Here is a 16,250-nt window from a genome sequence, read left to right as displayed (position 1 = left end):
CTAATGTATGTTACGATATCTTATTTTGTTAATATTTCTTTATAAATTGGTAAAATCGACTTGAATTTTGCAATCACGGCTTCGAGGCTTTCTTTTGAATTGCCACCGGAAGCGTTGAGATGCCCTCCACCATTGAAATACAATTTGCAGATCTCATTGCAGGGTACTTCGCCAATCGATCGCAAAGATAGTTTAATTTGTTCACTTCTGTCAATAATTAATGCAGCTAAGCGAATTCCTTTGATGGATAACGCATAATTGACAAGTCCTTCAGTATCGCCGGTAATTACCTGAAACTGCTGGAGGTCTTCTTTGGTGACATGGATGATGGCTGCATTGTATGGATGGATTACTTCGAGGCGGTTGAGCAGACAGAATCCGAGAAATTTAAGCCGGTTTTCCGACGAACTGTTATAGATCTCTTCATGGATGGCCCAGTTTTGTGCTCCACAGTCGATTAATGAGGCGATGATCCGATGGATTTCGGATGTGGTGGAGCGGAATCGGAAAGATCCGGTGTCAGTCATAATCCCGGTATATAGACAGGTCGCCATGTCGGCACTGATATGTTCTGCATCCTGCATCTCGTCTACCAAGAAGCGATAGATCAATTGTGCTGTTGCAGCGGCTGTCGGATCCCAGTAGGCATAGTCTTCAAAACCTTCTGGATCAAGGTGATGGTCGATCATGCATTTGATTCCTCTCGCCTGTCGGATAGGCTCTCCCATTTCCTGAATGCGACCGAGGCCATTGAAGTCCAAGCAGAACAGCAGGTCCGCGTCAGCAATCTGCCGGTCGTGTAAAGGAATATCCTGTGTATAGATCTGTACATTATCCAGACCCGGTAGCCAATCCAAAAAAGCGGGAAAGTCAGAGGGTACAATTAAATTAACGCGATGTCCTTTTGCAGTAAGCCAGAAATACAATCCCAACGAGGAGCCCAAAGCATCCCCATCTGGTTTGTAATGGGTTGTGATTACAATCTGCTTTGGCTCAGCCAATATTCTTTTTAATTCTTCGGATTTCAGCATAGTCATATTAAGTCTGCAAACCTACTATAAAAAAATTAGATTAAACAAATTTTTTATAAACATCTTTTGCATGCTGCTCTGTGGTATATGTAGTTTAAAATTTTGATTTTCAAGTTTTTAAAATTTATATACATATACCTTAAAATCCCGCTTCATACAGATGAGATAGTTGGCATTGTCGCCGTAGTTAATCGGTCCATAGTAGAACTTCGAAAAGCCTTCCATCGGGAAACCTTCCTGAACCAGTCCGTCAGATCCGAAGACATAGATCATGCGGTTGTCGGTGCCGACACCAAGTACATCCGATTTACCGATACGCTTAAAGAAGAGCGGCCTGTTGCTGACGTCATCAATAAATTTATATTCGAAATAGGAAGAAGAGTCCCGCGAACTATAGCTGTTTAATTTATTATTCGATAAGATAACAAAATCCCGGTCTGCCCCGCCACTGATATCTTCAAAATTGAAGAATACATCTTTACTCCAGTCGCCCAGTCTAATTTTTTTTGCCTCGCCCTCGAATGGTACTTTAAAGACATGGCCCTTATTGTCGGCGACATACACAAAAGAATTTTTTTCGTCGGAGGCAGCCACGAGCCCAATCGGATTCTTGACGCTCTCACCATCGGTATCCACTGTCTTTTTACGGATTATTTTTCCATTCTGGTCAAAGAAGTAAATAGAAGCGGTACTCGTCCCTGCGATGAGGTAGTTGGTCTGGCCTAAAGTGGTTGTTTTTAAGTCGAAAAGGATCCGGCTGTCGACAGTATTGTTTTCAAAGTCTTCTACCCGCTTTCCTTCCAGGGTATAAGCCAGGATACGGTCAGTCGCAGGAATGTAGATCCGTTGTTCTTTATTGAAATTGGAGACGGTGGCACCATAGCTTGCTTGATAAGGCAATGCGACAGAAAAGCCGCTCAGGTTTTTTCCGTCCGGCATAAAGCGATAGAGCCGGTTTTTAGTCACAGCAAGGATACTGAGGTCCTGCAGCTGGATGGGTTCTCCCAAGATCTCTCCCTGAAACAGGTTTTGCCATAGTTCTTTGCCGTCCGGTGAAAAGGCATGTACAGTGTGATCCTGTTCCTGGAGCAGGATAAACTTGTTTTTGCCATCCTGATCCAGAATCCATGGCTTGTTGATGAGCCGGTTTTCAAGCTGTACGCTCCACTCTGGTTTGCCGCCGAGCCGGGTGTCGCTTTTATAAAGTGCATATAGACTGGAGGTAAAAGTGCCTTGATTGCCACTTAACTGATAAGACCAGGAGTAGAAATTCTGGAAACCAAATTGCTCGTCATCCTTAAAATTTGTGGCATATGCTGTTTTTAGATTGTCCAAGATGTTGCTTTTGCCGGCCTTCGGTTCTAAATAAAACGTCACATTGCTGCGGCTGCTCTGCAATGCCGCATGGTTCTTGAATATAGCCGTACCAGAAAGGAACTGCTTCTCGCGGAAGGATTCACGATAATCCCTCAGTATTCCTGTTCGGCTGGCGACGACCATAATGTTGTCCACAATGGTAAAATAGGGCCTGTTAAAGTTTTTGAAAGGCTGGCCAAAAGAGGCGTATAACAAGTTGGAATATTTAAACTGGTAAATGGAATCGCCGACCGATGAACTGAATTTTTTGAAGTGGTCTGCAAATAAGCTGGAATCGGAAATACTGATCAAACCGAGTACATCCTGATTGTCCAATTCAGCCAGTGCGAACTCGTCGTTAAACAGTGGTGTGACGATACTGTCGAAAGACATTTTCGTATCCTCTTCGAGGTTTTTTATGCTCTTGCTCAGGCGGTCATATTCTTTCTGCTGTATGAATAGCTCTTTCAGCCCCGCACGGAAGCTTTGAGCGTCCGATATGCTGAAATCGATGTACGAGGCTGCATTTTTAGGAAGGTAGTTGCCTAAAGCCTGGACTTGGGCAGTCTGATGGGCAAACAGCTGTAGATAGCTGTCTTTACTTCCCGTCAGGTCTGTTGCACCCTTAAAGATAAAGGCATCTTTTTTGAAGTTCATATTCCAGGAAGTCTGCCCTTTTAAAGAATCGACTAAATTGAGGTAGCTGCCAAATTTGGACTTCATGAATATGCGGGCTACCTGCGCCAGCTGTTCATTGAAGAAATATAAGCTTAGCGGCGTATTTTTATTGTTGTGGGTGACGAAGAACTCAATCTCTTTGGAGTTTATCTTTTTTACGTTTTTGTCAAATACTTGAGCAAGTACTTTCTTGGAGTAGCTGGCAAAAATAATCTCGTGTGAATAAGCACAATACAGTGTGCTGTCTCTGCTCCCTTGTACCAAGGCATAGAACCGTTGCCCTAAGGTATCCAATGGCTGTACCTGATAACCTTTCCCAGCCTGGGCAATAAGGGTTGCCAATGAGTTGTTGTCGAGACTTTGTCCGACCTGCACGCTATATAGTGGGGTGATCTGGTCCTTCTCCTGATGAAAGGAAAGCAGGATCTGCTGTCCTTCGACAAAAGGAGCAAATTGAGGACTTTGCAGCAGCTCTGATTTCAGTTTTTCCAGATGATCAACATTGGCCTGTCCCAGAATGGCCCGGAACAGTTCATAATCACTGAATATCGTGTCTACCGTTTGATTGTTGGCAAAAGAAGCAATCGCTAATGTGTTTTCGGGCAGATATTGTAATGCTTTAGAGTCTTGTTTGTTATTTTTATTAAAATCGCCAAAAAGGTAGATCGTGGCTACAATGACGGCGATGAATAGTAGAATGGTGATGATAATTGTTTTTTTCATCAGAGTAAATATTTATGAACGCCATAGAAAAGCCAGAGGCCCTTATATGGATTCGTTACATCCGGGTTGCTTGTGTACGAAACTATCAGGAATCACTTATTGAAATGCAGGATCGCGCGGGGCTCTTTTGACATTGCTTGTGACGACTTAAATCCATGATGGTCCCATATCCAAAAACAAACCTAATAAAAATATGCCGGAAGCAGTAGCGAATCGTTCCAAATAATGCGGGTTTGTAATATAAATTTAACAAAAAATTCCTTATTTCAATCGGTTTTTAATACATTTATCGGAGAAACACGTGTTCAGCATTCACTTTATTATAATGAATAAGAAAATCATTTTAACTGCTTCGCTGTTGGGAGCATTAGCTGTAATATTAGGCGCCTTTGGTGCCCACGGTCTGGAAGGAAAGGTAAGTGCATATCATATTGACACATGGAAGACTGCAAATCAATATCATTTTTATCATACCTTTGCATTGTTGTTTTTATCCACCTTTTCACGTGCAAAAACCTATTCAATAAAGGTTTCCTTTATCGCTTTTCTTATTGGTATCTTCTTTTTTTCGGGATCTTTATATCTTCTGAGCATCAGAGAGATCACCGGTTTTGGTAATCCGGCAATCTTAGGGCCGATTACTCCTCTGGGCGGCCTGTCATTTATCGTTGGTTGGATCGCCCTGTTTGTGGCGGCTTTAAAAAATAAATCTTAGCGCTGGACGACATATAATCTTTGTGCTTATGAAAGAGCCTTCCGGAACATAAATCGGGAAGGCTCTTGTTGTTTTTTTTGTATTTTTATCGCATAATTTGAAATTATGTCCGATCCGCAATCTACAATATTTAGTGAAAGAGATACCTTGTTTATTGATGTAGTCTTGCCTTTGGCGCTGGCACGAACGTATACCTACCGTGTTCCCGCGGATTGGAATGACCGTATACAGGTCGGGGTAAGAGTCATTGTGCAGTTTGGGCGAAATAAAATATATTCGGCTGTCGTCAAGTCGATCAGCCATGAAGCACCCCGCCATTACGAGGCGAAATATATTCTGGATATCATTGATGATCAGCCTATCGTCAATCTGGCGCAGTTTAAATTATGGGACTGGCTTGCGGATTATTACATGTGCAGCTTGGGGGAGGTCATGCAGGCCGCTCTGCCTGCGGCATTGAAACTGGCGAGCGAAACCAAGGTTGCCTTATCCAGGGCAGCTGACTTTGACCGTACGGCACTTTCGGATAAAGAATATTTGATTATTGAAGCGCTTGAGGTGGCGGGCGAACTCAAAGTCAGTGATATTGTGAAGCTACTGGGACAAAAAACAGTATTTCCAATATTGAAGCAGCTGTTTGATAAGGGCCTCGTCCTTATATCAGAGGAGATTCATGAACGATACAAGCCGAAGACCAAGGCATTTTTACGCCTCGCTCCAGATTTTAGAGATGAGGAGGCCAAGCGGGAGCTCTTGGATAGCCTCAACCGTGCGCCAAAGCAGCAGGATGCTGTGCTGGCCTTCATGCAGCTCGTGAAGCGGACGGAAGATATTACGCGCGCAATGCTGGTAGAAGCATCCGGTTGCGGGAATGGCGCAATTACCGCCCTTGTCGATAAGGGCGTTTTCGAAATTAAAGAAAAAGTGGTTTCCCGATTTCAGGGAGAGGATATGGACCTTGATGCCAACTTTCAGTTTAATGAAAATCAGCAGCGGGCTTATGATGCGATCCAGCAAGCTTTTGAGACGAAGGCTGTGACGCTGCTTCACGGCGTCACAGCCTCCGGTAAAACGCAGATCTATATCCGGCTGATCGAACAGGCAATAGCTTCCGGTAAATCCGCTTTATATCTTTTACCAGAAATTGCATTGACGGCGCAGATCACCGCGCGGTTAAAGCTGCATTTTGGAGATAAACTGGGGGTCTATCATTCTAAGTTCAATGACAATGAACGTGCAGAAGTATGGCATAAGGTGATGAAAAATGAGTTTCAGGTTGTTATCGGTGCCCGTTCATCCGTTTTCCTTCCCTTTCAGGATCTCGGCATTATCATTGTCGATGAAGAACATGAGACTTCGTACAAGCAGTTTGACCCTGCACCGAGGTATCATGCACGGGATACGGCGATCTATCTTGGCTTTTTGCATCAAAGTAAAGTACTGCTGGGGTCGGCAACGCCATCTTTGGAAAGCTACTATAATGCCAAGGCTAAAAAGTACGGGTTCGTGCAGTTGCTCGAACGGTACGGGAATGCACAGCTGCCCAGTGTAGAGTTAATTAATATCCCCGAAGAAGGGCGTAAGGAAAATATGTTTTCTTATTTCTCCGGCACCTTATTACAGGGGATTGCGGAAGCGGTCAAAAATAAAGAGCAGGTGATCTTATTTCAGAACAGACGCGGACATACCACAATGATCCAGTGCAATACCTGTGGTTTCGTCGCTAAATGCGTGAACTGTGATGTCAGTCTCACCTACCATAAAAGCTCGAATATGATGCACTGTCACTATTGTGGACATGCAGAGCCGCCGCTACGAGTCTGTCCTGCTTGTGGAATGCCGCATATCGAGAGTAAGGGCTTTGGAACCGAACGTGTCGAAGAGGAGCTGGAGCTGCTGATGCCAGACGTCCGAATCGGCCGCCTTGACCTGGATTCAACGAAAGGTAAATACGGTTTTGACAAGATCATCACTGCTTTTGATGAGCACGAATTTGATGTATTGATCGGTACTCAGATGGTTGCCAAAGGACTGGATTTCGGGCGTGTGAGCCTGATCGGAGTGATCAATGCCGATACCATTATTAATTTTCCCGATTTTAGGTCTTACGAACGCGCTTTTTCGCTGTTTTCTCAGGTAGCTGGACGAGCAGGCCGTAGGGAAGGCGGCGGGAGGGTCATCATTCAAAGCTACACTACCAAACATAGAGTGCTGGAGCAGGTGGTCAGCAACGACTACGAAGGTATGTTTATGACCGAAATCACAGAACGCAAAAACTATTTCTATCCACCATTCTATCGCTTGATCCGTATTGATATCAAGCATAATGATTTCCAGAAATGTTATGATGCTGCCAATCGTTTCGCGCTTGCACTCCGGCAGCAGCTCGGCACACGGGTATTGGGGCCTGAGCCGCCACTGGTCTCCCGTGTCCGCAACAATTTTATCCAGACCATCACCCTAAAAATTGAACGGACCAACATCAGTATTGTGAAGGTGAAGGAACTGATCCGGTCGGCCGTTCTGGATTTTGAAATCGATAAGGCCAATACCGGTGTGCGGATACAGCTTGATGTTGACCCGTATTAAACGATCAACGGCGACAATTTTTGGCCATTGGACAACAGGCAGTCAGAACAGTGAGCCACAGATATGCAGCACGACGGATACCTGCGAGATGATCATAAATATCAAAGAACAGACAGATCCAAATAAATTGTCGATTATTAAACTGCAATTATATTGCATATGAAACGCAATTTATCTAAGTTTGAAACATCATGGCGTATAAGTTTATTGATAATTACCGGGAAAAAGGAGCCCGAAAGAAGCTGGTTGAGCATCTGAAGGGACGGGGGATTGAAGATCAGAGAGTCCTGGATGCGATTGGAAAGGTGCCGCGTCATTTTTTCTTTGACGAGACTTTTTGGAACCAGGCTTATCGGGACATTGCGTTTCCGATTGGTGACGGACAGACGATCTCGCAGCCCTATACTGTTGCTTATCAATCGGAATTGCTCCACGTAAAAAAGGGAGATAAAGTGCTGGAGATTGGCACAGGATCGGGGTACCAAACTTGTATCCTACTAGAGCTTGGGGCCGAGGTATATACAATAGAAAGGCAGGAAAATCTCTACAACAGGACTATTCAGGTGCTTCCTTACATGGGATATCATGCGCATTTCTTTTTGGGTGATGGCTCAAAAGGGATCGAAGAACACGCACCATATGACAAGATTATCGTGACTGCCGGGGCTCCCTACGTACCTGAAATTATGCTGAAGCAGTTAAAGATGGGCGGTATTTTTGTGATACCGGTAGGCGATGAGAAGTCACAGAAAATGATGACCATAATCCGCGTGGGAGAAAATGAGTTTGACCGGATTGAATTAGATACTTTCCGCTTTGTACCCTTGGTTGGCGATCAGGCCTGGTAAGGGAAGCCGACACCCTATATAATTTTACACATGAGTTCAATCGATACAATATACCAGCAGAAGCACAAGGAGATGACGTCGGTGGTTGCCGGCTTAACCAAAACGGTAAATCGCATTAATCTGTCCCGGCTCATGGTTATCCTGATCGGGGGTGCCATCTTATTCTACATATTTCAGTTGCAGAGCCTTGTGTTGGTTTTTGTCTGTTTTTTTTCCTTATTGTTTTTATTTGCTTATCTGGTCCGGAGACAGAGCCAGCTTGAGCTTCAGAAAACCTATTTTGAAGCCTACCTGCAAATATTGTCCAATGAACGGAAAATCGTTGCCGGAGGTCCCAATATCTATGCGCATGGCGAGCAGTTTGTCGACGGGAATCATCCTTATAGTTCCGATCTGGATGTCTTTGGTTCCTACTCATTATTTGCACAGTTAAATCGTTCGACTACACAGCAGGGAATCGATTTGCTTGCGACCTGGCTCAATGCCCCCTTGGACAAAAAACGAATCTTGAGTAATCAGGAAGCGTCCGGTGAACTGGCACAACAAACGGAATGGAGCTGGGATTTTCAGGCCAAACTGCTGAGTAATCTGCATCGAAAGGTCGATATTAAAGCGTTTTTGTCCCGTTATTTCCAAGAGGGCAATTTCCGATTTGGTAATGGCTTTATGCGTTTGTATATCCATGCTGGGCCAATTTTATTGCTGCTTGCATTCGTGGGAAGTTTTTTTTTCTCGAAAATGGCTGCTATTGCGATTATTCTGGGATTGTTTCATATTCTTTGGCCCTTGGCCAAATCAGGTCGTGTGGCTTTGTTTTCCTCCCGTATTGATAAGATAGGGGCCGTTTTGGGTTCCTACGCAGATGCTATACGCTCCATCGAGAGTCAGGCATGGATGTCTCCCGCAATGCAGGAGATAGCGGGCAAGCTAACGAAGGGCGACCGTAACGAACCGATCTCAGAGGCCTTTAAGAGGCTGGCCGGTCTAATCAATAATCTGGACGCGAGAAATAATGTGTTTGTTGGCTTATTTTTGAACCTCTTTTTGCTGTGGGATTTTCGGCAGGTACTCGCTATTATCAAGTGGAAGAAAACGTATGAGCAGTATATTTTGAGTGCTTTTGATACGTTGGCGGAGGTTGAGGCAATCAATAGTCTTGCAGTTTGGAAACGGAATCATCCCGACTACGCGTATCCAGTAATATTGGACGATCCGCTTAACGATAAAATAGAAGCCGCGGGTATCTACCATCCGCTTATCCCGGCTGGCCAGGCAGTGGCAAATGATTATACAAATAACGATCATCGCATCGCCCTGGTGACGGGCTCTAACATGGCCGGCAAAAGCACCTTTTTGCGGACCGTCGGTATCAATGCCGTTCTGGCCTATGCGGGAGCAGCTGTTGCTGCAAGGACCTTTTGTCTTCCTATTTACAATTTGATATCTTATATGCGGATCAAAGACAATTTAAATGAAAGCACATCGACATTTAAGGCAGAACTAAATCGGGTTAAATATATTCTGGATGTCGTTGCGGCCGATTCAAGCAGTTTCTTTTTGATCGATGAGATGTTACGGGGCACTAACTCCGTGGATAAATATTTGGGGTCGCGTGCTATCATCAGGCAACTGGCCCGTGTCGCAGGTAAAGGTATGGTAGCCACACATGATCTGCAACTGTCCAGCCTGGAAGAGGAATTACCCGGAACAATCAAAAATTATCATTTTGATATCCGTGTGGATGAAGGGCAGATGTTGTTTGACTATAAGCTGAAGGGCGGCGAGTGCAAAATATTCAATGCGTCGTTATTACTGAAGGGCATTGGGATAGACATTGAGGAAAATATATAATTAAGAGAAATAAATGACTTTACAAGAACGTATTGATTTATCGGAGACACGAGTCTGCAATACGGTATTCCCCTTTTTGACCAATCATCATGATACCTTGTTTGGGGGGAAGGCCATGTCCATAATGGATGAGGTGTCCTTTATGGCCGCAACGCGGTTTTGCCGAAAAACGCTGGTCACGGTGTCGACGGACCGCATTGATTTTAACAAAGCTATCCCGTCGGGCAGTATTATTGAGGCAATTGCCCGGGTTCAGAATGTGGGGCGTACTAGCTTGAAAGTGAAAGTGGAAATCTACTTGGAGCATATGTATAAAGAGGGACGTGAGCTCGCTATTGAAGGCGTGTTCACCTTCGTTGCGCTTGGCGAGAACAAACAGCCAATTCCGGTATTGGAAGGCCTGGATATTGATTAGTTTTCCTGCAGTGCGTGCTGTTGACACAGTGCAGGAAAACTAACCATCAGTTAAAATTTCATAACCCGGTCAAGTTCGCGCTTGACGTCTCTCTCTTTAATAGTTTCCCGCTTGTCGAAGTCTTTTTTACCTTGTGCTAATGCAATTTCGACCTTCGCAAAACCGCGGGAACTGATAAAAATCCGTAAGGGGACGATGGTAAAACCCCGTTCTTCACCTTTTTCTTTTAGTTTTTTCAGCTCTTTTTTAGTCAACAGAAGCTGACGGTCCCGTTTTGCTTCATGGTTATAGAATGAGCCCATGCTGTATTCGGCGATATGCATGTTACGGATATACAGTCCATCATCGAAAAAGCTGCAAAAACTATCGTTGATATTTGCCTTTCCTTCCCGGATCGATTTGATTTCCGTACCTAATAGACGGATGCCAGCCACGTACTTATCCAGTAGTTGGTATTCAAAAGAAGCTTTTTTATTTTTTATATTGATATCTGAAGATAAAGCCATATATTGTTGTATATTAGTAAGTCTATACCATTGCTAGTGCAATGAACCTAAATGTAACTAAGTATAGGATAATTTAAAGTTCGCAAATATAATTATTAAAATTGTCTTATTTACAGTAGAATTGTGAAGGAAGATGTTAGGGGAGTATTAAAATAAAATTAACAGTTTTGGGCGATGTGTTAAAAATATGACTAAATTTAAGTGAAAGTCAGATTATGTTTTCGTATGTTTGCAACGTTTTTTGGAATTATTGTGAATATATACAACGTAGAATTTCAACTTACATTGTGGATATAGCAGATTTTTATTCGAATGCCGAGTTTTTTATATAAAAGTCCAATTCGAAATTTTGTTTGTTACAATAACATCTAAAAGTTAGAAATAGTTTTAGAAATACCTTTTTATCGCATGAGTAAAGGAAAGTTAGGCGAAAAGATATCGCAATTTAAGATTGTAGAGGAGTTAAAAGCTAAAGGCTTATATGCCTATTTTAGACCTATTCAATCAAAACAAGATACCGAGGTAAAAATCGATGGTAGACGTGTATTGATGTTTGGTTCTAACTCTTATTTGGGGTTGACGACCGATATACGTATTATCAAAGCAGCGCAAGATGCTTTGGAAAAGTATGGAACAGGATGTGCTGGATCGCGTTTCTTAAACGGTACGTTGGATATTCACGTGGAGCTGGAAGAAAAATTGTCTGCTTACGTAGGTAAGGAAGCTGCCATTCTTTTTAGCACGGGATTCCAATCCAATCTTGGGCCGCTTTCCTGTCTGATGGGACGAAACGATTATATTTTGTTAGATGAACGCGATCATGCTTCGATCATCGATGGTAGTCGTCTGTCTTTTGCGAAAGTAATTAAATATGGTCACAACAATATGGAGGACCTGCGTGCCAAATTATCGCGTTTGCCGGAGGAAAGTGCCAAGTTAATCTGTACCGACGGTATCTTTAGTATGGAAGGTGATATTGTTAACTTGCCGGAACTGACCTCAATTGCCAATGAGTTTGACGCTGCTGTAATGGTTGATGATGCACATAGCCTGGGTGTTATTGGGCATAAAGGAGCAGGTACAGCGTCTCATTTTGGTCTTAACGAAGAGGTCGATCTGATCATGGGTACATTCAGTAAGTCCTTGGCTTCCTTGGGTGGTTTTGTTGCCGGAGATGCCGATGTAATCGATTTCTTGAAACATAATGCCCGTTCTGTGATGTTTAGTGCCTCCATGACCCCCGCTTCAGTGGCATCTACCTTAAAGGCCTTGGAAATTATCCAAACAGAGCCTGAACATATCGAAAAGTTATGGAAAAATACGGACTATGCCAAAGCGCAGCTGTTGGATCATGGTTTCGATCTTGGAGCGACGGAAAGCCCGATTTTACCTATATTTATTCGTAGCAATGAAAAAACTTTCTGGGTCACTAAAATGCTTCAGGATGATGGTGTTTTCGTTAATCCAGTAGTGTCTCCGGCGGTTCCTGCCGAGGAGTCCCTGATTCGTTTTTCATTGATGGCAACACATACTTATGATCAGATTGACGAAGCCATTGAGAAGATGGTTAAAGTATTCAAACAAGCTGAAGTTGAAACATTAATATAAAATCTAATCGTATATGATTCAGATTATACCCGTTGAAACAAAGAAACAAAGACGGTTGTTTATTGATTTCCCTCATAGTCTCTATGAGGGAAATCCTAATTATGTACCTGCCTTATTTCTAGAACAAGAAGATTTGCTTTCCCCGAACAAGCATCCTTTTTACAAACACTCTCAAGCCCAACCCTTCCTTGCTTATCGCGACGGTGAAATCGTTGGCCGTATCTGTGCGATATGGAACAACAATCATAACGCGTTCAATCATGTTAATGAGGGACAATGGGGATTTTTTGATTGTATCGACGATCAGGAAGTGGCTGATGCCTTGTTTGACACGGCCGAGAAGTGGGTGAAAGCTAAGGGCGGAGATACGATAGTAGGACCGATCAATCTGTCTACCAATGATACTGTAGGTCTGTTGGTGGAAGGCTTTGACCGCCCCCCGGTAGCGATGATGCCTTATAATTTTCCGTATTATATAAACCTGATCATTGGGGCGGGCTACGCGCAAAAGGTGGACCTCAGGGCGTATCTGGTGATGGAAAATACGGCCAACCAACGTTCGGTCAAGTTGCTGGAGAAACTGGAAGAACGTTTAAAGCGCTCGGGTATTACACTTCGCCAATTTAATGTAAAGGATTTTAAGAACGAGGCGGCCAAAGTCCGGGAGATTTACAATAAAGCCTGGGACAAGAACCTCGGGTTTGTTCCGATGACAGAAGACGAGTTTAATTATACAGCCAAGGACCTGAAGATGATTCTTGATCCGCGTTTCGCCATTCTTGCTGAAAAAGATGGTAAGCTTGTGGGCTTTGGTTTGGGTGTGCCGGATATTAATCAGATTCTTATTAAAATAAAGAGAGGGCGCTTGCTCCCCACGGGAATTTTTAAACTTCTGTTTGGCATGAAGAAAATCAACCTGTTGCGTGTGTTGATGTTAGGCGTACTGGAAGATTACCGTAAACTGGGGATAGAGGCCTGTTTATATGGTCGAATCATTAAAAATGCTAACGGCTCAAATATAAAAGGAGCCGAATGTTCGTGGATGCTGGATCATAACTACATGATGAACCATGCCATAGAACAAATTAATGGAGAGTTGTACAAACGGTATCGTTTGTACCAGAAATCATTATGATAGAAAAGATATTAATCACTGGAGCGAGTGGTTTTGTAGGTTATCATTTGACTAGGGCAGCGAAAGAGGCAGGGCTGGAAGTTCACGCTGCAGTACGTAAGTCAAGTGATGTGTCGGAAATTAGCTCTGTAGTGGATAAATTTGTTTACCCTGATTTTACGGATGTAGATGCTATCCGCGCCTTGCTGGAATCAGAGCACTATACCTATGTTGTCCATGCGGCAGCCATGACCCGTGCCAAGCGGGAGGAGGATTTGGAACGCGTTAACGTAAACTACACGCGAAACTTGGCTGCTGCCTGCTTTTCACTTCAAAATCCAATCCGCAGATTTGTTTTTGTGAGTAGCTTAGCTGCTATAGGGCCTGTTTCCTATGCCTCAGGTCTAATAAACGAGCATAACCCATATGCTCCAGTGACGGCTTATGGACGCAGCAAAAGAAAGGCCGAGCTAGCTCTAAACGATTTTGACCAGCAGCCATTGACGATTTTGCGTCCAACTGCAGTGTACGGCCCAAGAGAAAAAGATATTTTTATTCTTTTTAAAACGATGAACGGTGGTTTGGACGCCTATGTTGGCAGGTCACCGCAAAAATTGAGTTTTATTTATGTCGCTGATCTCGTGCAGGCCATCCTAAACGCTTGCCGGTTTGATCAGGGAGGGAAGCATGTATACAATCTAAGTGACGGACAGGTGTACGACCGTTATGAAATGGCTAAGATATTCAGGGAGTTCGGTCAGAAGAGAATGCTTCGAATGCATATTCCGTTGGGGATAGTAAAAGCTGTAGCCGTAATGTTCGAGCGCTTATATAAAAATTCAAAGGCAATTCCCGTATTATATCCCGAGCGCTTGAACGAACTTACAGCCGAGAACTGGGGCTGTGATATAGCGTCGGCTCAGCGCCAAATACATTACCGACCTAATTATGATCTGCGAGCGGGCTTAATGGAGACTTTGGTTTGGTATAAACAAAATAAATGGTTATAATCACAGATAATGAGTGAATTTAAAATAAATAAAAAGCTTTTTCAGGACCGGAAAAGAACAAATATCCTGAGTCAGCCTGAACAAAAGCTGATTACTTATCTCGTGCCGAGAATCCCGAATTGGATTACATCAGATGGACTTACAGCAATTGGTTTTCTTGGATCGCTAATCGTTTTAGGAAGTTTCCTGTTGGCTGAATATGTTGATATCCGCTATCTGCTTTTAGGGATCCCGGGTTTTTTTGTGCAATGGTTTGGGGATTCGCTGGATGGCCGTATAGCCTTTTATCGCAACAAATCCCGACGTTGGTACGGATTTGCGCTTGATATTGTAATGGACTGGATCAGTACCGTTTTTATCGGTTTAGGCTATGTGCTATACACGACCGGAGATTATAAATATTTAGGATTTGCACTGGTGTCCCTGTACGGCTGGGCGATGATCATCTCTCAGCTCCGGTATAGAATTACCGATAAATACACAATAGACGCAGGTATACTTGGTCCAACTGAAATACGAGTCATTATTTGTCTGGTGATGCTTTTTGAAGTGCTGATGCCTGGCTCCATCAATTGGTGTGTATTGGTCATCTGTATATTGCTCTTTATTATCAATGCAAATGACACACGTCTCCTGCTAAAACTAGGTGACGCAAAGGATAGAGAAGATAAATTGAAAAAACAACAGGAAGAGTCCCGTTAAAAATGTCTTCACGAGCGTTTACTTTTTTTAAAGCACAACTTTCCGCCTTCTTGGGCGGACTGTTTGATTTTGGGGTATATTCGGCCTGTTATAAGCTACTCCATATCAGTGCGCCTTTCTCCAATGCCATTAGTGGAAGTCTGGGCGCAATAGTGAATTTCCTGATCAATCGATATTGGTCCTTTGGAAGTACAAAACATTCTGTGGGTAGCCAATTGTGGAAGTTTATTATCGTCGTCTGTGGAAGCATTGCGCTTAAATCTACGGGTATACATTTTCTGGTTGATGTATATCATGGTAATTTTTTGTTTTCGAAGCTGCTTGTTGAACTTTTGGTCTCCTTAGGTTTTAATTATACCTTACAACGTTTTTGGGTATTTAAAACCGATAGCAAGATATGAAGCTATCCATCCTATTTTAGAATTTTATTCCCCTTTTTGTCCCATCCTTCCTATATCGGATCGATTCTAATATGTTCTATTCCGGATCGGGTTTGTATCGTGTAATTCGCATGTGTAAAAATGCACCCAGCAATTGCAAATAGTGCGAGGTCAAAATAGTTCCTGATATGTTCATATGGGATGATTTTCGGTTCACAGATACTAAGCTTGATATTTATTTAGGGATAATATAATGTTAAGCTAGCCTTAAGTTAGGTTTAGTTTAGGTACTACCTAATCAACACCTAAACTAAACCTTAACAAACCCTAAGTAAACCCTATCTAATTGGATACATTTTACTCTAGTATATATTTCATATTTAGCGTTGCTGGTGTAGCGCTCACCTGCGGTTCCCCCAACAACGGTACAGTTCGACTGGGCTGTATGTACTACGCCTCCCTGCAGGTCCTTTCCGTCTATCACGTCGCGCGGTCCGGTTCGGCTTTTCCGGTAGAGCTGCACCCGGCTCCGGGCAGCTTGTCGTGCTTTCGGACCCTGTTTGCGGTCCCGGCGCAGCAAGTTTGAAAAACAATCGTGCACCTGTCCAGCGTGTTAGGGCAAAAACAAAAAAAATAAGGACAAAAGGCTTGGAACTTTGTTCATAAAGTTTCTATCTTTGCACCACTCCGCAAGGGAGGGCGGGTTGCTGCGGAAGAAGCAGCC

13 protein-coding genes are annotated in these 16,250 nt (G+C 43.4%); 10 read left to right on the top strand and 3 right to left on the bottom strand.

Features of this window, described 5'->3' with window-relative positions; genetic code table 11:
* Positions 1-20: 20 nt before the first annotated feature.
* Complete coding sequence (locus K7A41_RS12685; RefSeq protein ID WP_028072149.1) at positions 21-1,031, bottom strand: DHH family phosphoesterase; 1,011 nt, start codon at positions 1,029-1,031, stop codon at positions 21-23.
* Positions 1,032-1,148: 117 nt separating this feature from the next.
* Positions 1,149-3,788 carry a hypothetical protein gene (locus K7A41_RS12680; protein ID WP_265713973.1) on the bottom strand — a complete coding sequence of 880 codons (2,640 nt, stop codon included), beginning with the start codon at positions 3,786-3,788 and terminating at the stop codon, positions 1,149-1,151.
* Positions 3,789-4,113: 325 nt separating this feature from the next.
* On the opposite strand from K7A41_RS12680, the gene K7A41_RS12675 reads away from it, so the two are divergent.
* The 5 genes from K7A41_RS12675 (at position 4,114) to K7A41_RS12655 (ending at position 10,206) form a co-directional block, all read left to right on the top strand.
* Positions 4,114-4,503, top strand: a complete 390-nt coding sequence (locus K7A41_RS12675; protein WP_028072151.1) for a DUF423 domain-containing protein — start codon at positions 4,114-4,116, stop codon at positions 4,501-4,503.
* A 105-nt stretch (positions 4,504-4,608) separates the two neighbouring features.
* Positions 4,609-7,092 carry a replication restart helicase PriA gene (gene priA / locus K7A41_RS12670; protein WP_265713972.1) on the top strand — a complete coding sequence of 828 codons (2,484 nt, stop codon included), beginning with the start codon at positions 4,609-4,611 and terminating at the stop codon, positions 7,090-7,092.
* Positions 7,093-7,283: 191 nt separating this feature from the next.
* Positions 7,284-7,940: a protein-L-isoaspartate(D-aspartate) O-methyltransferase gene (locus tag K7A41_RS12665; RefSeq protein ID WP_028072153.1), complete on the top strand. Its 657-nt coding sequence runs from the start codon at positions 7,284-7,286 to the stop codon at positions 7,938-7,940.
* 30 nt (positions 7,941-7,970) lie between these two features.
* The gene (locus tag K7A41_RS12660; protein ID WP_265713971.1) at positions 7,971-9,791 is read left to right on the top strand and encodes a MutS-related protein; all 1,821 of its coding nucleotides are present in this window, start codon (positions 7,971-7,973) and stop codon (positions 9,789-9,791) included.
* 13 nt (positions 9,792-9,804) lie between these two features.
* A complete protein-coding gene (locus K7A41_RS12655; protein WP_028072155.1) occupies positions 9,805-10,206 on the top strand; it encodes an acyl-CoA thioesterase in 402 nt (133 codons plus the stop codon).
* Positions 10,207-10,256: 50 nt separating this feature from the next.
* On the opposite strand, the gene smpB is transcribed toward K7A41_RS12655, so the two are convergent.
* Positions 10,257-10,712: an SsrA-binding protein SmpB gene (smpB, locus tag K7A41_RS12650; protein WP_028072156.1), complete on the bottom strand. Its 456-nt coding sequence runs from the start codon at positions 10,710-10,712 to the stop codon at positions 10,257-10,259.
* Positions 10,713-11,120: 408 nt separating this feature from the next.
* On the opposite strand from smpB, the gene spt reads away from it, so the two are divergent.
* The 5 genes from spt to K7A41_RS12625 are packed head-to-tail and all read left to right on the top strand — an operon-like array spanning position 11,121 to position 15,547.
* Positions 11,121-12,320: a serine palmitoyltransferase gene (spt, locus tag K7A41_RS12645; protein ID WP_265713970.1), complete on the top strand. Its 1,200-nt coding sequence runs from the start codon at positions 11,121-11,123 to the stop codon at positions 12,318-12,320.
* 13 nt (positions 12,321-12,333) lie between these two features.
* Positions 12,334-13,455: a hypothetical protein gene (locus K7A41_RS12640; protein ID WP_028072158.1), complete on the top strand. Its 1,122-nt coding sequence runs from the start codon at positions 12,334-12,336 to the stop codon at positions 13,453-13,455.
* A complete protein-coding gene (locus tag K7A41_RS12635; protein WP_265713969.1) occupies positions 13,452-14,444 on the top strand; it encodes an NAD-dependent epimerase/dehydratase family protein in 993 nt (330 codons plus the stop codon). The genes K7A41_RS12640 and K7A41_RS12635 overlap by 4 nt, the downstream gene beginning before the upstream one ends.
* Positions 14,445-14,453: 9 nt before the next feature.
* Positions 14,454-15,146: a CDP-alcohol phosphatidyltransferase family protein gene (locus K7A41_RS12630; protein ID WP_265713968.1), complete on the top strand. Its 693-nt coding sequence runs from the start codon at positions 14,454-14,456 to the stop codon at positions 15,144-15,146.
* 2 nt (positions 15,147-15,148) lie between these two features.
* Entirely contained in the window at positions 15,149-15,547 is a 399-nt protein-coding gene (locus tag K7A41_RS12625) for a GtrA family protein (RefSeq protein WP_265713967.1), read from the top strand.
* Positions 15,548-16,250: the final 703 nt, after the last annotated feature.

The sequence above is a fragment of the Sphingobacterium sp. InxBP1 genome (assembly GCF_026191775.1).
GTDB classification, from domain to species: Bacteria; Bacteroidota; Bacteroidia; order Sphingobacteriales; family Sphingobacteriaceae; genus Sphingobacterium; species Sphingobacterium thalpophilum.
The sequence above is the reverse complement of the archived record's forward strand: the minus strand, read 5'-3'. Positions and strand labels throughout refer to the sequence as shown.

What these genes read in the sequence shown, in the direction of transcription:
- K7A41_RS12685 (WP_028072149.1), bottom strand. Translation starts at nt 1,031, where the DNA reads ATGCTGAAATCCGAAGAATTAAAAAGAATATTGGCTGAGCCAAAGCAG.
- K7A41_RS12680 (WP_265713973.1), bottom strand. Translation starts at nt 3,788, where the DNA reads ATGAAAAAAACAATTATCATCACCATTCTACTATTCATCGCCGTCATT.
- K7A41_RS12675 (WP_028072151.1), top strand. Translation starts at nt 4,114, where the DNA reads ATGAATAAGAAAATCATTTTAACTGCTTCGCTGTTGGGAGCATTAGCT.
- priA (WP_265713972.1), top strand. Translation starts at nt 4,609, where the DNA reads ATGTCCGATCCGCAATCTACAATATTTAGTGAAAGAGATACCTTGTTT.
- K7A41_RS12665 (WP_028072153.1), top strand. Translation starts at nt 7,284, where the DNA reads ATGGCGTATAAGTTTATTGATAATTACCGGGAAAAAGGAGCCCGAAAG.
- K7A41_RS12660 (WP_265713971.1), top strand. Translation starts at nt 7,971, where the DNA reads ATGAGTTCAATCGATACAATATACCAGCAGAAGCACAAGGAGATGACG.
- K7A41_RS12655 (WP_028072155.1), top strand. Translation starts at nt 9,805, where the DNA reads ATGACTTTACAAGAACGTATTGATTTATCGGAGACACGAGTCTGCAAT.
- smpB (WP_028072156.1), bottom strand. Translation starts at nt 10,712, where the DNA reads ATGGCTTTATCTTCAGATATCAATATAAAAAATAAAAAAGCTTCTTTT.
- spt (WP_265713970.1), top strand. Translation starts at nt 11,121, where the DNA reads ATGAGTAAAGGAAAGTTAGGCGAAAAGATATCGCAATTTAAGATTGTA.
- K7A41_RS12640 (WP_028072158.1), top strand. Translation starts at nt 12,334, where the DNA reads ATGATTCAGATTATACCCGTTGAAACAAAGAAACAAAGACGGTTGTTT.
- K7A41_RS12635 (WP_265713969.1), top strand. Translation starts at nt 13,452, where the DNA reads ATGATAGAAAAGATATTAATCACTGGAGCGAGTGGTTTTGTAGGTTAT.
- K7A41_RS12630 (WP_265713968.1), top strand. Translation starts at nt 14,454, where the DNA reads ATGAGTGAATTTAAAATAAATAAAAAGCTTTTTCAGGACCGGAAAAGA.
- K7A41_RS12625 (WP_265713967.1), top strand. Translation starts at nt 15,149, where the DNA reads ATGTCTTCACGAGCGTTTACTTTTTTTAAAGCACAACTTTCCGCCTTC.